11 protein-coding genes are annotated in these 17,194 nt (G+C 65.8%); 4 read left to right on the top strand and 7 right to left on the bottom strand.

The genetic code is table 11. From position 1 onward, the window contains the following. Positions 1 to 8: 8 nt before the first annotated feature. A complete protein-coding gene (locus B3098_RS28255) occupies positions 9 to 2,939 on the bottom strand; it encodes a ribonucleoside-diphosphate reductase subunit alpha (protein WP_175139128.1) in 2,931 nt (976 codons plus the stop codon). Between the two features lie 304 nt (positions 2,940 to 3,243). After that, positions 3,244 to 6,750 (bottom strand): indolepyruvate ferredoxin oxidoreductase family protein, encoded by a 3,507-nt coding sequence (locus tag B3098_RS28250; protein WP_239214267.1) that lies wholly within the window; start codon positions 6,748 to 6,750, stop codon positions 3,244 to 3,246. Between the two features lie 130 nt (positions 6,751 to 6,880). Between B3098_RS28250 and B3098_RS28245 the strand changes: the two genes are divergently transcribed. From B3098_RS28245 to B3098_RS28235, 3 genes are all read left to right on the top strand, one after another. Then, entirely contained in the window at positions 6,881 to 7,330 is a 450-nt protein-coding gene (locus tag B3098_RS28245; RefSeq protein ID WP_175126229.1) for an Lrp/AsnC family transcriptional regulator, read from the top strand. Between the two features lie 232 nt (positions 7,331 to 7,562). Next, on the top strand, positions 7,563 to 8,069 hold the full coding sequence (locus B3098_RS28240; protein WP_286900493.1) for a hypothetical protein: 507 nt from the start codon (positions 7,563 to 7,565) through the stop codon (positions 8,067 to 8,069). 98 nt (positions 8,070 to 8,167) lie between these two features. Further along, positions 8,168 to 9,367 carry an MFS transporter gene (locus B3098_RS28235; RefSeq protein ID WP_286900490.1) on the top strand — a complete coding sequence of 400 codons (1,200 nt, stop codon included), beginning with the start codon at positions 8,168 to 8,170 and terminating at the stop codon, positions 9,365 to 9,367. A gap of 181 nt (positions 9,368 to 9,548) precedes the next feature. Here the strand turns inward: B3098_RS28235 and gltX are convergent, their stop codons facing one another. After that, a complete protein-coding gene (gltX, locus tag B3098_RS28230) occupies positions 9,549 to 10,955 on the bottom strand; it encodes a glutamate--tRNA ligase (protein WP_279974955.1) in 1,407 nt (468 codons plus the stop codon). Between the two features lie 134 nt (positions 10,956 to 11,089). Between gltX and B3098_RS28225 the strand changes: the two genes are divergently transcribed. Next, positions 11,090 to 13,528, top strand: a complete 2,439-nt coding sequence (locus B3098_RS28225; RefSeq protein WP_279974956.1) for a GNAT family N-acetyltransferase — start codon at positions 11,090 to 11,092, stop codon at positions 13,526 to 13,528. An 82-nt stretch (positions 13,529 to 13,610) separates the two neighbouring features. Here the strand turns inward: B3098_RS28225 and B3098_RS28220 are convergent, their stop codons facing one another. The 4 genes from B3098_RS28220 to B3098_RS28205 are packed head-to-tail and all read right to left on the bottom strand — an operon-like array spanning position 13,611 to position 16,972. Continuing rightward, on the bottom strand, positions 13,611 to 14,303 hold the full coding sequence (locus B3098_RS28220; RefSeq protein ID WP_286900487.1) for an isochorismatase family cysteine hydrolase: 693 nt from the start codon (positions 14,301 to 14,303) through the stop codon (positions 13,611 to 13,613). Between the two features lie 9 nt (positions 14,304 to 14,312). Further along, positions 14,313 to 15,149 carry an ABC transporter permease gene (locus tag B3098_RS28215; RefSeq protein ID WP_191578201.1) on the bottom strand — a complete coding sequence of 279 codons (837 nt, stop codon included), beginning with the start codon at positions 15,147 to 15,149 and terminating at the stop codon, positions 14,313 to 14,315. Positions 15,150 to 15,152: 3 nt separating this feature from the next. Continuing rightward, positions 15,153 to 15,968 (bottom strand): ABC transporter ATP-binding protein, encoded by an 816-nt coding sequence (locus B3098_RS28210; protein WP_286900871.1) that lies wholly within the window; start codon positions 15,966 to 15,968, stop codon positions 15,153 to 15,155. After that, a complete protein-coding gene (locus B3098_RS28205; protein ID WP_286900485.1) occupies positions 15,968 to 16,972 on the bottom strand; it encodes an ABC transporter substrate-binding protein in 1,005 nt (334 codons plus the stop codon). Before B3098_RS28205 ends, B3098_RS28210 begins: the two co-directional genes overlap by 1 nt. Positions 16,973 to 17,194: the final 222 nt, after the last annotated feature.

The raw sequence follows: 17,194 nt of genomic DNA, 5'->3' as shown, positions 1-17,194 counted from the left end.
GGAGGCGGTTATTGGCAGGCTTCGCACTCTTCGAAGCCGGGGTCGCCCGGCCGCATGGTGCAAACCGCCCCGAGAACTTCGGGTTCCGGCAAAACAGGTGCTGCGGCAACGGCGGAAGCAGTGGACGGATTGCCTGCGCTGACGGCGTTCAGTTCGCCGCCGCGTCCGGTGGACTTCTCGGCGCTGGTGGCGCCAAGGGTGCGCAGGTAGTACGTGGTCTTCAGGCCACGCGTCCATGCCAGCTTGTAGGTGTCGTCCAGTTTCTTGCCCGATGCGCCGGCCATGTAGATGTTCAGCGACTGGGCTTGATCGATCCACTTCTGACGGCGCGACGCGCATTCAACCAGCCAGCTCGGTTCGACTTCGAACGCGGTGGCGTAGAGTTCGCGGAGTTCGGACGGAACGCGATCGATGCGGGACAGGCTGCCGTCGAAGTACTTGAGGTCGGCGACCATGACTTCGTCCCAGAGACCGAGTTTCTTCAGGTCACGCACGAGGTAATCGTTAACGACCGTGAACTCGCCGGAGAGATTCGATTTGACGTACAAGTTCTGGAAAGTGGGTTCGATGCACGCAGATACGCCAATGATATTGGAAATAGTGGCGGTTGGGGCGATTGCGATGCAATTGGAGTTGCGCATGCCGTGTTCTTTGATGCGCGTGCGCAACGTATCCCAATCGAGCGTGCTCGATTCATCAACCTCAACGTGACCACCACGTTCATCACGCAGCATCTTCAGCGTGTCTTGCGGCAAGATGCCACGCGACCACAGCGAGCCTTCATACGATTGATAGCGGCCGCGTTCTTCAGCGAGCAGGCTCGACGCGAAGTACGCGTGATAGCACACCGCTTCCATCGAACGGTCCGCGAATTCAACTGCGGCTTGCGATGCGTACGGCACGCGCATCATCTGCAGGCAATCCTGGAAGCCCATGATGCCCATGCCCACCGGACGATGGCGCGCGTTGGAATTGCGGGCCTTGTCGACGGCGTAGTAGTTGATGTCGATCACGTTGTCGAGCATGCGCATCGCGATGCTGACCGTGCGCTTGATCTTGTCGTGGTCCAGTTCGAAACCGCCGCCGGCAGCCGGCTTCATGTGTGCGACCAGGTTCACGGAACCCAGATTGCAAACCGCGATTTCGGATTCGTTGGTGTTCAGCGTGATCTCGGTGCACAGGTTCGAGCTGTGGACGACGCCCACGTGCTGCTGCGGCGAACGGATGTTGCACGGATCCTTGAACGTGATCCACGGGTGGCCGGTTTCGAACAGCATCGACAGCATCTTGCGCCACAGCGTCAGCGCCGGCATCTTCTTGAACAGCTTCAGTTCGCCGCTGGCGACGCGCGCTTCGTAGCCCACGTAGGCTTCTTCGAACGCGCGGCCATACTTGTCGTGCAGGTCGGGGCAGTCGGACGGCGAGAACAGCGTCCACTCACCGCCTTCCATGACGCGCTTCATGAACAGGTCGGGAATCCAGTTCGCCGTGTTCATGTCGTGCGTGCGGCGGCGTTCGTCGCCGGTGTTCTTGCGCAGTTCCAGGAATTCTTCGATGTCCAGGTGCCACGACTCGAGGTACGTGCAGACCGCACCCTTGCGCTTGCCACCCTGGTTCACGGCGACGGCCGTGTCGTTGACGACCTTCAGGAACGGCACGACGCCCTGGCTTTCGCCGTTGGTGCCCTTGATGTGGCTGCGCAGCGCGCGGACCGGGGTCCAGTCGTTGCCCAGGCCGCCGGCGTACTTGGCCAGCAGCGCGTTTTCCTTGATGGCGTCGTAGATGCCTTCCAGGTCGTCCGAGACGGTGGTCAGGTAGCACGACGACAGCTGCGAGTGCAGCGTGCCCGAGTTGAACAGCGTGGGCGTGGAGCTCATGAAGTCGAACGAGGACAGGATCTCGTAGAACTCGATGGCGCGCGTTTCGCGGTCGGTCTCGCGCAGCGCCAGGCCCATGGCCACGCGCATGAAGAAGACCTGCGGCAGTTCGATGCGGGTGCCGCGGATGTGCAGGAAGTAGCGGTCGTACAGGGTCTGCAGGCCGAGGTAGCCGAACTGCAGGTCGCGCTTGGCGTTCAGCGCCTTGCCCAGCTTGGTCAGGTCATAGTTGGCCAGTTCGGGCGACAGCAGGCCGCCTTCGATGCCGCGGGCAATGAACGTGGGGAAGTATTCGGCGTAACGCGCGCCCATGCCGTCTTGCGAGACTTCCTCGCCCAGCACTTCCTTGCGGATCGTGTGCAGCAGCAGACGGGCGGTGACCTGGCTGTAGGCCGGATCCTTTTCGACCAGCGCGCGCGCGGACAGGATGGCGGACTTGAAGACTTCGTCGACGGGGATGCCGTCGTACAGGTTCTTGACCGTTTCCTTCAGGATGGCTTCGGCGTCGATGAATTCAGACAGGCCTTCGCCAGCGGCGACGATGGTCGCGCGCAGTTCGGCGACGTCCAGCGGACGGCGCACGCCGCCGTCGGTGACGTTCAGCACGTGTTCCTGCGGCGCGGCGGCGGCCTTTTGCTGGCCTTCGGCGGCAGCGGCGGCGGCGCGTTCCTGCGTGCGCTTTTCGCGGTACAGGACATAGGCGCGCGCGACGTCATGCTCGCCAGAGCGCATCAGCGCCAGTTCGACCTGGTCCTGGATGTCTTCAATATGGAAGGTGCCGCCGTTGGGGCGGTTGCGAACCAGCGCGTTGACGGCTTGGCCGGTCAGCGTTTCGACGAGTTCGCGCACACGGGCGGATGCGGCGCCTTGGCCGCCATTGACGGCCAGGAAGGCCTTGGTCATGGCGATGGCAATCTTGCTGGGCTCAAAGCCAACCACCGAGCCATTGCGGCGGATGATGTTGTAGCTGGCCCATTTGCCGCTATTGGCGTCGGCGGGGGAGTCGGTTTGGGAGGGCGGCACGGCCGAAGGCCGGGTCACAGAGGCGATCGTAGTCTGCATGGAAGCTCCTGTGCGTAAAAGCGCGTAGATAACGGCATGACGGCGTCATGTCGGGTCAAAATTGGATCTTGTAATGGGGGTCGCAACGTCCGGACAGGCTAGTCCGTAAGGCGTGGCCGGCGGGAATCCGCGCTTGGGCGACCACAAGATGTAGTGTAGCACCCCTCGTTGGCCACTAATTCTAGTGATCGAGGTTTACAGGGACAAGAAGAAGATAAGACGAATCCCACAAAATATTGTAACCAAATGCACCAGGCGCGCCCCGTAAGGCGCGCCCAGGTCAGTGACCACTCAGACCGGCTGTTTATGCGGTTTTCCGCAAGGGGACGGCGTGTGAGGCCGGTGCTGTATAGCTCTGCATGAGTCGGGCCAGATCGGTCCGATACTTGTCGACATTCGCGGCCTTCACGTGGCCGAAACCGCGAATGTTTTCTGCCAGGGCGGCGATTGTAGCCGCTTGCGCGAGGTTGTCCGAGGTCAACCCTGCAACGAGCTGGTCTATGGTCTGGCGGTACTCCTTCACCAGCGCCCGTTCCATCTTGCGCTCGGCCGTGTGGCCGAACGGATCGAACCACGTGCCGCGCAGGCCCTTCAGACGCGTCAGCAATTTCAGTGCCGACATCGTGCGCGGACCCAGCGTCATCTTGCGCGGCACGCCGGTGCGCGGATCCTTGCGCGCGAAGATCGGCGGGGCCATGTGAAAGCGCAGGCTGTAGTCGCCTTCGAACTGACCCTCCAGCTGCGCCTTGAACGCGTCGCCGGTATAGAGGCGCGCCACTTCGTATTCGTCCTTGTAAGCCATGAGCTTGTACAGGCCGCGCGCCACCGCCATCGCCAGGCGCGGCGACTTGGCGTCCGGCGCCAGCTCCCGCTCGCGTGCCGCGACGGCGTCGACGACCTGCTGGTAGGTGCGGGCGTACGCGGCGTCCTGATAAGCCGTCAGGTCTTCGACCCGGCGCGCCACGGCGCGTTCGAACGTTTCGGGGACGTGAAGCTGCACGACCTGAGCCCGGGGACGCAAGGCGCCTTGCAGCGCGTCAGGTTGATGCGCCGCGAGCCGGCCGTTGTCGAAGGCGGCGCGATTGGCCGCGACCGCCACGCCGTTCAGTTCGATCGCGCGGTAGATGGCGGCCTGCGACAGCGGCACGCCGCCGCGTTGCCAGGCATAGCCCAGCATGAACATGTTCGACAGGATGCTGTCGCCGAAGAGCGCGAGGGCCGCTTCGTGCGCGTCGATCGCCGCGGTGTGCGTGTCGCCGGCCGCGTGGCGGATCTTGGCGAGCAGCGCTTCGGGGCGCATCGCGGCGTCGGGATTGCGCGTGAAGTCGGAGACCGGCGCCACGTAGGTGTTCACCGTGACCTTGGTGTGGCCGCGGCGCAGGGCGCCCAGCGAATCGGGCGCGACGGCGGCGACCGGATCGCACAGGATGGCCGCGTCGGCCTGCTGCCAGTCCAGGCGCACGGGGCCGGCGGTTGCGCCGGCGGGTGCAAGACGGATGTGGCTGACGACGGTGCCGCCTTTCTGCGCCAGCCCGGTCAGGTCCAGCACTGCCGCGGACAGGCCTTCCAGATGCGCGGCCATCGACACGATGGCGCCGATGGTGATGACGCCCGTGCCGCCCATGCCGGCGACCAGCAGGCGATAGGGATGCTCCAGCGCGTGGATATCGGGCAGCGGCAAGCCGGCGATCAAGCCTTGCAGTCGTTCCTGGTCGGCCTTCGGCGCCGCGCTCTTTCTGGGCTTGCCGCCCATCACGGACACGAAGCTGGGGCAGAAGCCCTCCGCGCAGGAATAGTCCTTGTTGCAGCTGGATTGATCGATCGCACGCTTGCGGCCATAAGGCGTTTCCAGCGGAACGACCGACAGGCAGTTCGACTTCACGCCGCAGTCGCCGCAGCCTTCGCACACCGCGCTGTTGATCAGCATGCGGCGCGCCGGATCCGGAAACTGGTTCTTCTTGCGGCGGCGGCGCTTTTCGGCGGCGCAGGTCTGGTCATGGATCAGCACGGTCACGCCGGGAATTTCGCGCAGCTCGCGCTGCAGCGCGTCCAGCTCGCGGCGGTGGTGGACCTTGATGCCGGGGCCCAGGTCCACGCCCTGGTACTTCTCGGGCTCGTCCGTGGTGACCACGATGCGCGCCACGTTCTCGCCGCGCAACTGCTGGCAGATCTGCGGGACAGAGATGGGGCCATCGACCGGCTGCCCGCCCGTCATCGCCACGGCATCGTTGAACAGGATCTTGTAGGTGATGTTGGCGCGCGCCGCGACGGCCTGGCGGATGGCCAGGTAACCCGAGTGGTAGTACGTGCCTTCGCCCATGTTCTGGAAGATGTGCGGCATCTTCGTGTAGCGGGACAGGCCGATCCAGTCGACGCCTTCGCCGCCCATCTGCGTCAGGCCACCCGTGTCGCGGTCCATCCATGCAGCCATGTAGTGGCAGCCCACGCCGGACAGCGCCTGGCTGCCCTCGGGCACCTTGGTCGACGTGCTGTGCGGACAGCCCGAGCAGAAGTAAGGGCGGCGGCGCATGCCGTCCGCGTCGTTGGACAGCGGGGCCTGGCATTCGAACGCCGACAGGTCGCGGTTCACCGGAAGTCCTGCGGCGCGCGACAGCCAGCCGGCCAGCGGCGCGGCCAGCAGCGACGGGCGCAATTGGCCGGCCGACGTCACCATCGGCTCGCCGTCCAGACCCTTCTTGCCCACGACCGTGGGGCGCTCGGGCAGGTTGAACAGCATGTCCTTGATCTGGCTTTCGACCACCGCGCCTTTTTCTTCGACGACCAGGATGTGCGACAGGCCACGTGCAAATTCGAGCAGACGGCCCTCGTCCATCGGCCAGGTGAGACCCGGCTTGTAGATGCGTACGGGCGCGTTCGCCGTCACCGTATCCACGCCCAGTCGCGCCAGCGCTTCCATGGTGTCCAGGTGGGCCTTGCCCACGGTGACGATGCCCACCGTTGCCTTGGGCGCCGGACAGGTCAGCTTGTCCAGGCTGTGGCGGCGCGCGAAGGCAGCCACCGCCTTCATGCGCTGGTTCATGCGCGTCTCGACCGCCAGGGACAGAAAGTCGCGCGCCGAATACTCAAGCGATCCGGACGGCATGTCCGGATCTGCGGGCATGTCGTAAGTCTGGATCGGGGCAGGGGTGAAGGAGTGGCCGCTTTCGATGGTCTCGGACACCGCCTTGAAGGCGACCCAGGTGCCGGCATAACGCGACAGCGCCCAGCCCCACAGCGCGAAGGTCTCGTATTCGTCGATGGACGTCGGATGCACGATGGGCATCTGCCAGCCGATCAGCGAGGCCTCGCTGGCGTGCGGGATCGAGGACGATACGGCGGTGTGGTCGTCGCCCACCACCACCAGCACGCCGCCGTTGCGCGAGGCGCCCGCGGCATTGCCGTGATGCAGCGCGTCGCCGGCGCGATCCACGCCCGGGCCTTTGCCGTACCACATGGCAAACACGCCATCGACATTGCGGTCGTCGCGCACGCCGGCCTGCTGCGTCCCCATCACCGCGGTGGCGGCCATGTCTTCGTTGATGCCCGGCAGGAAGGTGATCTGGTTGGCGTCCAGCGCCTTTTGCGCCTTCCACATGGCCATGTCCACGCCGCCCAGCGGCGATCCGCGGTACCCCGACACGAAACCGGCCGTGTTCAGGCCGCGCTCGCGGTCCACCCGGCGCTGCGTGAGCATCATGCGCACCAGGGCCTGCGTGCCGGTCAGGAAGATGCGGCCGGACTCGCGCGTCAGGTTGTCGGCGAGCTGATACTCAAGGTCCAGCTCGGGTGCGGCGGCGGGGGTACCGTCCATAGTCAATGCTCCTCGTATTTGGCACCATGATAGGTTCGCGAGGGATCAGGTTTATTGCGTTTTTGGATCGTGCTATCCCTATAATTCGCAATGAACATTTCGTATTCCAAAAAAATCAGGAGACAAACGAATGGACAAGACCGATATCGGCATCCTCAAGGCCCTGCAGGAAGACGGCCGGGCCTCGGCGCAGCAGCTTTCCGAGAAGGTGGGGCTGTCGGCCGCGCCGGTGTGGCGGCGGGTGAAGGCAATGGAGGCGAGCGGCGTGATCCAGGGCTACAGCGCCCAGGTCGACCGCAGCAAGGTGGGGCTGGGCTGCATGTTTGCGCAGATCAGCCTGGAGCGGCACTCGGCCAACACCGTTGAACACTTCGAGCGGTCGGTGCGCGATGCGCCGGAAATCCTGGAGTGCTATGCGGTCACCGGGGATTCGGACTTCCTGTTGAAAATCCTGGTGGAAAGCCCCGAAGCCTATGACCGCTTCCTGCACCGGTTCCTCTTCAACATGCCGGGCATCCGGCAGACGCGCACCATCGTGGCGCTTCGCGAGATCAAGCACGAACAGCGGCTGCCGCTGTAGCCGTTTCGGGGCGCTCTATATATAGAGAGGTTCTGTCGCTTGAAACCAACGCATTTTTGCGGTTTCCGCGCGGATTCCGGGCACGCTCGCGGCCGCACTGTTGCGCATTTGCACACGGCGCGGATCCTCGTTGATTCTTCCCTGGCGCCTATTTAGAGTGCGTGAAGTCCGCTGCGCCTGGGACGTGCCGGTGTGATCGGCGCGGCGCGTCGGCGGACGTCTTGAGGAAGTCATGAGCAGTGTGTTTTTGCGTACGGCAGGCGTTGCCTGCGCCCTCGTGATCCTGGCCGGTTGCGCCGCCAGGAAGCCCGCCGCCATCACCGAGGTCCAGCCTGCGGATCCGCCCAAGCCGGTGGCTTGCACGCCCGCCAAGGCTGGTGATCCGATGGTCGGCACCTGGTTGTCGAATTCGCGTCCGCGCGACGTGGCCGGCGACATGCAAGCGCTGATCGTGCTGTCGGCCGACGGCACGATGTCCTACGAATCCCTGCTCAAGATCGGCCGCAAGACGCGTCCCGCGCTGCGCGAGACGGGCTGCTGGAGCGTGGAGAACGGCGTCTACACGATGCGCACCACCAAGTCGGCCGGCGAGCCGGTGGACCCCACCGATCCGATCTATCTGAACCGCTACCGCGTCGAAAAGGTCGAGCAATCCAAGCTGTCGCTGCGTGAACTCAAGAGCGGCGGCATGCTGCTCACCGCGCGCCGCATGCCGGCGGGCTATCGCCTCGCCTACTGAGCGTTGCGCCGGGCGGACACTTCGCCCGGCGGTTTCGCCAAGCGGGCCGGGCTGCGGTAAGGTGCGGGCTTCGACTTTCGCCCCGCCGCCGGTTATCCATGCCCGCCCTGTCCTCCGAAGCACGCGCAATCGCGCTGCTGGCGCTGGCCGCCTTCGTCAGCGCCAGCGCTTTCCGAATCTGTGATCCCATGCTGCCGCAACTGGCGGCGGAATTCGGCACCACCACCGGCCAGGCCGCGCGCGCGGTCACGGCGTTTGCCGTGGCGTATGGCGTGCTGCAGATGTTCTTCGGTCCGGTGGGCGACCGTTACGGCAAATACCGCGTGGTCAGCGTCGCCACCGTGGCGTGTGCGCTGGGCAGCGCCGGCGCCGTCATGGCCGGATCGCTCGATATGCTGGTGTTCTGCCGCACCTTGTCGGGCGCCGCGGGCGCGGGCATCGTGCCGCTGTCCATGGCCTGGATCGGCGACAACGTCCCCTATGAACGCCGGCAGGCGACGCTGGCGCGCTTTCTGACCGGCACCATCCTCGGCATGTCCGCCGGCCAGCTTGCGGGCGGCCTGTTCGCCGATACCGTCGGCTGGCGCTGGGCCTTTGCCGCGCTCGTGGCGGGCTATCTGATCGTGGGCGTGCTGCTGCATCTGGAAGTGCGTCGCCAGCGCGCGGCCGGATTTGCGCAGGTCGATCCCGGTGCGCCACGGCAAGGTTTTATCGCGCAGGCGCGGCTGGTGCTCGGCACGCGGTGGGCGCGCGTGGTGCTGGCGACGGTGTTCATCGAAGGCTTGCTGGTGTTCGGCGCGCTGGCCTTTGCGCCGTCGTACCTGCATGAGCGCTTCGATATCTCGCTGACGGCCGCGGGCGCGCTGGTGGCCGTGTACGCGGTGGGCGGGCTGATCTATACAGTCGTCGCGGGGCGCATCCTCAAGCGGCTCGGCGAGCGCGGCTTGGCTGTCGCGGGCGGACTGGTGCTGGGCGTGGCATTCCTGTCATACCTGTTGGGACCGGTGTGGATGTGGAGCCTCCTGGCAAGCGTCCTGGCGGGTTTTGGGTACTACCTGCTGCACGCGACGCTGCAGACGAACGCAACACAGATGGTGCCGTCGGCGCGTGGCACGGCGGTCGCGTGGTTCGCGTCGTGCCTGTTCATGGGGCAGGCGGCCGGCGTGGCGCTGGCGGGGGCGGTGGTGGACGAGATCGGACCGGGCGCGCTGTTCGGCGGCTCGGCCGTGCTGTTGCCGCTGCTGGGGGCGTTCTTTGCCCGGGCGCTCAAGGCGAGGGCGGGGATGCAGCAGGGGTGAGGGCGTTGGCGTTACGCCAGATTGAAAACAGAAAGGGCCTTGTTCATCGTTGGATGAAAAGGCCCTTTGTTTATGCAGGTGTCAGACACCCTGCCGAGACCGTCGCGGGTTTGTGGCGTTATCTCTCAAGGGTGTCAGACACCTGGGCAGTAGGCTTTCGGTGGGTGTCTGGCACCCGGAGTCAAATCGCCGACAGCCGCTTGAGCACGGTTTCCTTGCCCAGCAGCGCCAGCACCGCATCCACCGCAGGCGTCTGCGTCTGACCGGTGACCGCCACGCGCAGCGGGATGGCCAGTTGCGGCATCTTCAGTCCGCGGTCGGCCAGGACGCCCTTGATCAGCGCGGACAGCGCTTCGCGCGTCCACTCCGAGTCCTGCGCACGCTGTGCGAAATCGGCCAGCGCCTCGCGGGCCGGCGCAGTCAGGTGCTGCTCGGCCAGCTCCGCCGGCGCGCCCTTGAATTCGCCGCAGAACAGCATGGCGCCGTCGGCCAGTTGCTCCAGCGTTTCGGCGCGGTCCTTCAGGAGGCCCATGACGCCCGGCAGGTCGATCTGCTCGGGATAACCGCCGCGCGTCGCCACGCGCGTGGCGACGCGTTCGGCCAGTTCGGCATTGTCCATCTGCTTGATGTAGTGGGCGTTGACCCAGTTCAGCTTCTTGGGATCCCACTGCGACGCCGACTTGGACAGATGCTTGGTGTCGAACCACGACACGAGCTGGTCGCGCGAGAAGAGTTCGTCGTCGCCGTGGCTCCAGCCCAGACGGGCCAGGTAGTTGATCATGGCTTCGGGCAGATAGCCCTCGTTGTCGTACTCCATGACGTTGACCGCGCCGTGGCGCTTGGACAGCTTTTCGCCGTCCGGGCCCAGGATCATCGGCACGTGGCCATATTCTGGCAGGGTGGCGCCAAGCGCGCGCAGGATGTTGATCTGGCGGGGCGTGTTGTTGACGTGGTCGTCACCGCGCAGCACGTGCGTGATGCCCATGTCCCAGTCGTCGACCACGACGCAGAAGTTATAGGTGGGCGTGCCGTCCGGACGCGCGATGATCAGGTCGTCGAGTTCGGTGTTGTCGAAGCTGATCGTGCCCTTGACCATGTCGTTCCAGGACGTGGCGCCGTCCTGGGGATTCTTGAAGCGCACCACCGGCTTGCGGCCTTCGGGGATGGCGGGCAGCGTCTTGCCGGGTTCCGGGCGCCAGGTGCCGTCGTAGCGCGGCTTGTCGCCGCGGGCGCGGGCGGCCTCGCGCATCGCTTCGACTTCTTCGGGCGAGCTGTAGCAGTGATAGGCGGTGCCGGCGGCCAGCATCTGGGCCACGACTTCGCGGTACCGGTCCATGCGCTGCATTTGGTAGAAGGGGCCTTCGTCCGGCTGCATGCCCAGCCATTCCATGCTGTCCAGGATGGCCTGCACCGCTTCCGGCGTGGACCGCTCGACGTCCGTGTCCTCGATGCGCAGCACGAAGGTGCCCTTGTGGTGGCGCGCGAAGGCCCAGGAGAACAGCGCGGTGCGCGCGCCGCCCAGATGCAGGAAACCGGTGGGCGAAGGCGCAAAGCGGGTGCGAATGGGTGTAGTGGCGTTGGAAGTCATAGGTGGCAGTGTTAGCGGCTGCGGCGCCACAAAGCGGCGTCGGGCAGTGTCCTCATCAAGCGGACAGCGGGCTTGTCTTGATACGATGAACGCTATTTTAGATTAGTGTGAACAGGCCCTGGCCCGACCTCCCCATGTTGAGACACGCTCTTGCGCCGATGTTCGAACCCGCCTCGCTGGTGATCGTGGCCGATCGGCCGCTGCCCGCGGCAAGTTCCCTGTCTCCCGCCCTGAAGACAAAGACCACGGTTGTCGCCGTCGAACCCGGTGCAGCCCCCGACCTGCCGGACAGGCTTGAAGGCCTGGCCCAGGGCGACCGGCCTGATCTGGCCCTGGTTTGCGTGTCGCCTGCCGTGCTGCCCGAAACGCTGCGCCGCCTGGCGCCGTTGTCGCCTCGCGCCGTAATTCTGCTGCCGCACGAATTGCCCGACCCGTACCCGCGCGGCACGCTGGCGCTGTGCCGGGCCTGGGCCGAGGAAAACCACTGCGAACTGCTGGGGCCGCGCTCCTTCGGCGCGCAGCGGCCGCACGCCGGCCTGAACTTCAGCCAGCACCCGGTGCTGGCGCGCAGCGGCCGCGTGGCGCTGGTGGCGCAGTCGCGCTCCATCATGGCCGCCGTCATGGACTGGGCCGAGGACGTGCACATCGGCTTTTCCACCGCCGTGTCGCTGGGCGACGAAGCCGTGGTGGGCCTGCCCAAGCTGCTGGACTACCTGGCCAGCGATCCGCGCACGGACAGCATCGTCCTCTACCTGGAAGACGTCGGGCCCGCCCGCGAGTTCATGAGCACGCTGCGGGCCGCGGCCAGCATCAAGCCGGTGATCGTGCTCAAGGCCGGCCGCTCCGATGCCGACAGCAGCGACGCCGTTTTCGATGCGGCGCTGCGCCGGGCTGGCGCGGTGCGTGTGCGCTACTTCGTGCAGCTCTTCTCGGCCGTGAAGGTGCTGGGCTACACGCGCCGCCCCAAGGGCCGCCGGGTGGCGCTCATCTCCAACGGCAGCGGCCCCCCGCAGCTCGCCATGGACCTGATCGGCCCCGACGCCGCCGTCCTGCGCGCCGACCTGGCGCCCGCCACGCAGCGCGCGCTGGCCGAGATGCTTGAGCCAGACGCCGGCACCGCCAACCCCGTCATCACCTATCTGCCGATGACGCCCGAGCGCATCCGCGCCATGCTGGAAGTCGTCCTGGACGACACCGGCGTGGATGGTGTGCTGGTGCTGCTGGCGCCCGACGCCTTGGCCGACATGCCGGCAGTCGCGCGCGAACTGGCGCAGATCGCGCCGTCCGCCAAGAAACCCGTGGTGACCTGCTTCATGGGCGACGCGGGGATGCGGCCGCTGCGGCGCATGCTGGACGATGCGGGCACGTCGGCATTCCGCACGCCCGAGTCGGCCGCAGACGCGTTCGGCGTGCTGGCGTCGCACCACTACAACCAGCAGTTGCTGTTGCAGACCCAGCCGCCCGAACCTGCCAGTCACGTGCCGGACCTGGCGGCGGCGCGGGAAATCGTCGCGCGCGTACGTGCCGATTGCCGGCGCGAACTGAACACCGCAGAAATCCGCACGTTGCTGGGGCTGTTCTATGTGCCGTTGTCCGACGCCGCCGCGCCATCAGCCGCCGAAGCCGAGTCCCGGCCCATGGCGATCCGCGTGCGTCGCGATCCGCAATTCGGCCCTGTCATCCGCTTTGGCGCGGGCGGGCCGGACGCGGTGCTGTCGCTGGCCGAGCGCGGCATGGACCTGCCGCCGCTGAACGGCTATCTGGCGCGCCAACTCATCGAGCGCAGCCGGCTTTGGCGTCGCGTGCTGGCTCCCCGGGTCGGCCACCTGGCCGCCGAGGCGCTGCAGCAAACCTTGGTGCTGGTGTCCGAGTTGGTGTCGGAACTGCCCGACATCGAATCCCTGGACATCGATCCGCTCTACGCCGGTGAAACGCATCTGCGCGCCGGCGGCCTGCGCATGACGCTGACCGATACGCCGGGCTGCGCTTCGCCGCAGACCACGGGCTACCCGCACATGGCGATCCACCCGTATCCGGCTCGGCTGGTGCAGGTGCGCCGGTTCGATGACGGCATCCCGTGGGTGCTGCGTCCGATCCGCCCGGAAGACGGGGAGGCGCTGCAGGAATTCATTCGCGGCCTGTCGGAGCGGTCGCGCTACATGCGGTTCGTGTCGATGATGCGCGAACTCACGCCGCGCATGGTGTCGCGCTACACGCAGGTGGACTATCACCGCGAACTGGCCCTGGTGGCGGCGACGCAGGTGCCCAATCCCGCCAATCGCGGCCATCCGCGCGAGGTGCTGGTGGGCTTTGCGCACTACCTGCGCAATCCCGACGGGCGGGGGGCGGAATACGCGCTGGTGATCGGCGACGACTGGCAACGGCGCGGGTTGGGACGTCAGCTCATGACGGCGCTGATCGACGCCGCGCGCGAGCAGGGCCTGGAATACATCGACGGCCTGGTGCTGTCGACGAACCGGCCCATGCTGGCACTGATGACCAGCCTGGGCTTCACGAACGATCGCGATCCCGAGGACCCGACGATGCGCCGGGTCTGGCTGGACCTGGGCTGAGTCTGATTCAGGATCTGGGTCTGGACCTTGGGCTGGGCCCGGGTCTGGACCCGTCACCCGTCACCCGTCGCGCCGGATCGCTTCAGGCGGTCCGGCGCGACGGCTGCGCGGGTTTGAGCCGCGCGGCCGCTTCGTCTACCGACAGCACGTCGCCGAAGAACAGCATCCAGCCGTGCAGCGCGTTTTCGTGCTCGGCCGGCGTCACCGCGGCCAGCGCGTCGTCGATCATGATGGTCCGGAAGTCCCGCATCATTGCGTCGCGCGCGGTGGATTCGCAGCACACGTTGGTGACCGTCCCGGCGATCAGCAGCGTATCCACGCCCAGCCCGCGCAGCAGGGGTTCCAATTCCGACGAACCCGGCGCCATGGCGCTGTAAAAGCGCTTGACCACGCGCGGGTCCGTGGACTGCGCGTGCAGGTCCGGATGCAGCGCAAAGCCCGGCGAATCGCGCCGCAGGGTCTCCAGGCGGCGGGCGCTGCGTTCGGGCGTGAGCATCACGCCATGATGATGCGACCAGAACACGTCCGCGTTGTCCGACGCCGTCTGCACCCACACCACGACCCCGCCCGCATCGCGCACGGCGCCGCACAGGCGGTTGATGGGGTCGATGATCTCGCGCGCGGGGGCGCATTCGCCCTGATAACCCGGCATCAGGAAATACTGCTGCATGTCGATCACCACCACCGCGGTGCGCGCGGCCGGCAGTTCGTCATAGGGATGCAGGCAGCCCTGACGGGCCACGACGCGATCCTTCACCCACTGGGGGAATTCCATGCTGCCTCCTTAGCCGTAACGCCGCGCCACGGCGGACTCGACGCGGTAGATGATGAGGTACATGACGCTGGAAATCAGCGCCAGCATCACGATGGCGGTCATGACGATGTTCAGCTTGAACACCTGGCTGCCGTTCATGATGAGAAAGCCCAGGCCCGAATCCGCCGACTGGAACTCGCCCACGATCACGCCCACCAGCGCCAGGCCGATGTTCATCTTCACGGCCGCGATCAACGTGGGCACGCTGCCCGGCAGCACGACCTTGGTCAGCACCTGCCAACGGCTGGCGCCGAAGGTGTGGGCAAGCTTCACCTTGTTCAGGTCGATACCGCGGAATCCCGCGTACACGACCATGATGGTCACGAACACCGCAATGGCCACCGCCATGCCGTAGACCGCGTAATCGGAACCCAGCCACAGATAGAAGATCGGCACGAATGCGATCTTGGGCATGGCGTTGGCCACCACCAGGAAGGGGTCCAGCACCTTGTACAGAAAGTCGGACCACCACAGTGCGGCCGCCACCACGATCCCGATGCCCATGCTGAGCACAAAGCCGACCAGCGTGGCCGACAGCGTCGTCATGATGTGCTTGCCCAGGCTGCCGTGGTTCCACAGTTCCAGGAACGTGGGCCACAGCGCGCTGGGATAGCTAGTGAGCAGCGGATTGACGATGTGCATGCGCGGCAGGATTTCCCACGCGCATAGAAAGACCACCAGCAGCAGCGCCTGGGCCACGCGGATGTTGCGGCGGCGCGCGCGGTCGCGGCGCAGGTAGTTCAGGTATTTCTCGCTAGGGCCGGGCACGGCGCGCAGCGGAACGGTATTGGCAATCGGCGCGTTCATGGGTCAGCCCTCCACGTGAACATCCAGCTCGTCCCAGAGCTGTTTGAAGTAGGTGTTGAACTCCGGCCGCGAACGCGCCTGAAATGGTGTGGGGCGGACCTGGCCGTCGCCGTAATGGATGCGGTACTGGCTCTTTAAGCGTCCTGGCCGGCGCGACAGCACGATCACGCGGTCGGTCATCGCGATGGCCTCGCCGATGTCGTGCGTCACCAGCACTACCGTCTTGCCTTCGCGCCGCAGGATGTCCACGACTTCGTCGGAAATCGCCAGCCGCGTCTGCGAATCCAATGCCGAAAACGGTTCGTCCAGCAGGATCACGTCGGGCTCGGTGACCAGCGTGCGCGCCAGCGCCGCGCGTTGACGCATGCCGCCGGACAGCTGCCGCGGCGTGTGCGACAGGAACGCGCCCAGGCCGCATTTTTCAAGCAGGTGCACGGCGCGCGCCTCGCTGCGTGCGTCGCGCCGCCCCTGGATCTCGGCGCCCAGCATCACGTTGTCCAGGATGGTGCGCCACTCGAACAGATAGTCCTGCTGCAGCATGTAGCCGATGCGGGCATTCGGCTTGGTCACCGCCTGCCCGTCGACCAGCACCGCGCCCGAGGTCGGCGGAATCAAACCCGCGATCAACGACAGCAGCGTGCTCTTGCCACAGCCGCTTTGCCCGATCAGGCTGACAAACTCGCCCGGCGCCAGACTGAACGAGACGTTCGATAGCGCCTCGGTCTCGCCTTCCGGCGTGAAGTACGAAAGACAGACGTCGCGCAGTTCGATCTTGGCCGTCGCGGTCGCCGGCTTCAGGTTATGGATGGCGGCGCCCATCATTGCGCCTTCTTAGCGAAGTCGGCGATCACCACGTCCTCGTACTTGACGCGGGCGGTGTCCTTCATCACGGCACTGGCCACCAGCATGTCCTGCAGTTGCGTCATCGCCTGCGCGGTCACCAGCGGCGTGGTCTTCCAGATCTGATATTGCTTGTAGCGATCGATCGCCTCGGTCACCGCGGCCTGGTCCATGCCGGGAAAGAAGGTCATGATCTGCGGGGCCAGCGTGGCGGCGGGCGTGTCCTTCACATACTTCTCGGCGCGCGCGACCACGTCGGTCCAGGCCTGGATGACCTTGGGGTTGTCGCGGATGTATTTGTCGGTGGCGGTGAAGACCGTGTAGTCCACCTGGCCCACTTCATGTCCCACGGACGCGACGATGTGCCCCTTGCCGTTGCGCACCAGCTCGCCGGCCTCCGGCTCCAGGAAGATGCCGTATTCGCCCTGGCCCGCCATCCAGGCGCCAGCGCGCGCGGGGATGCCGATGTTGTTGAGCAGCTTTACGTCCTTTTGAGGATCCAGGCCATGCTTGCGCAGCGCGGTCTCCAGGAACACGATGGGATTCGATCCCGGGCGAAAGCCGATCACTTCTTTGCCCTTGAGCATGGACCAGTCGAACTTGTCGACCGGCTTGCGCGACAGCAGGAAAAAGCCGTCGGTGGCGGTCAGGCCGGCAAAGATCTTGGGCTTGACCGGCGATTCGCTGTTCTGCACGTAGATGGACGCCTCGGGCCCGATCAGCACGATGTCCGCGCTGCCCGACAGCAGGGCGGTCATGCCCTTGTCGGTGCCTTGCGAGGTTTTCATGGACACGTCCAGCCCGGCGTCCTTGAAATAGCCCTGCGATAGCGCGACATACTTGGGCACGTACAGGATCGATCGCACCACTTCTTCGTAGCGCACCTTCACGGGAGGGTTCAGGGCTTCGGCCTGAGCGGCCAGAGGGGCAAGCAGCGCGAGCAGCGCCGCGCTTGCCAGGCGGGGCAAGGGCAAGGTCTTCACGGGACTTTCTCCTGCGTCTTGAATGCGCGGACGGATCGGCGCAACACGGCCAATGGGATGGATCGACTGCAACAACAGGGAAGCCCGAACAGAGAAGGCCCGGGCCGGTAAGGCTTGGATCGAATACTATATTCAAGACAAGGAGGCGACAAGCGTTTTGAGATTGGCGTTTTTCTCTATGGACGCAAGCCTTCCGAGCCGGGACAATGCGAGGCTGGAATA

The organism is Achromobacter sp. UBA2119, from assembly GCF_002331005.1.
GTDB classification, from domain to species: Bacteria; Pseudomonadota; Gammaproteobacteria; order Burkholderiales; family Burkholderiaceae_B; genus Achromobacter; species Achromobacter animicus.
Note: the sequence above shows the minus strand (reverse complement) of the source record. Positions and strands in the feature narration are given on the sequence as shown.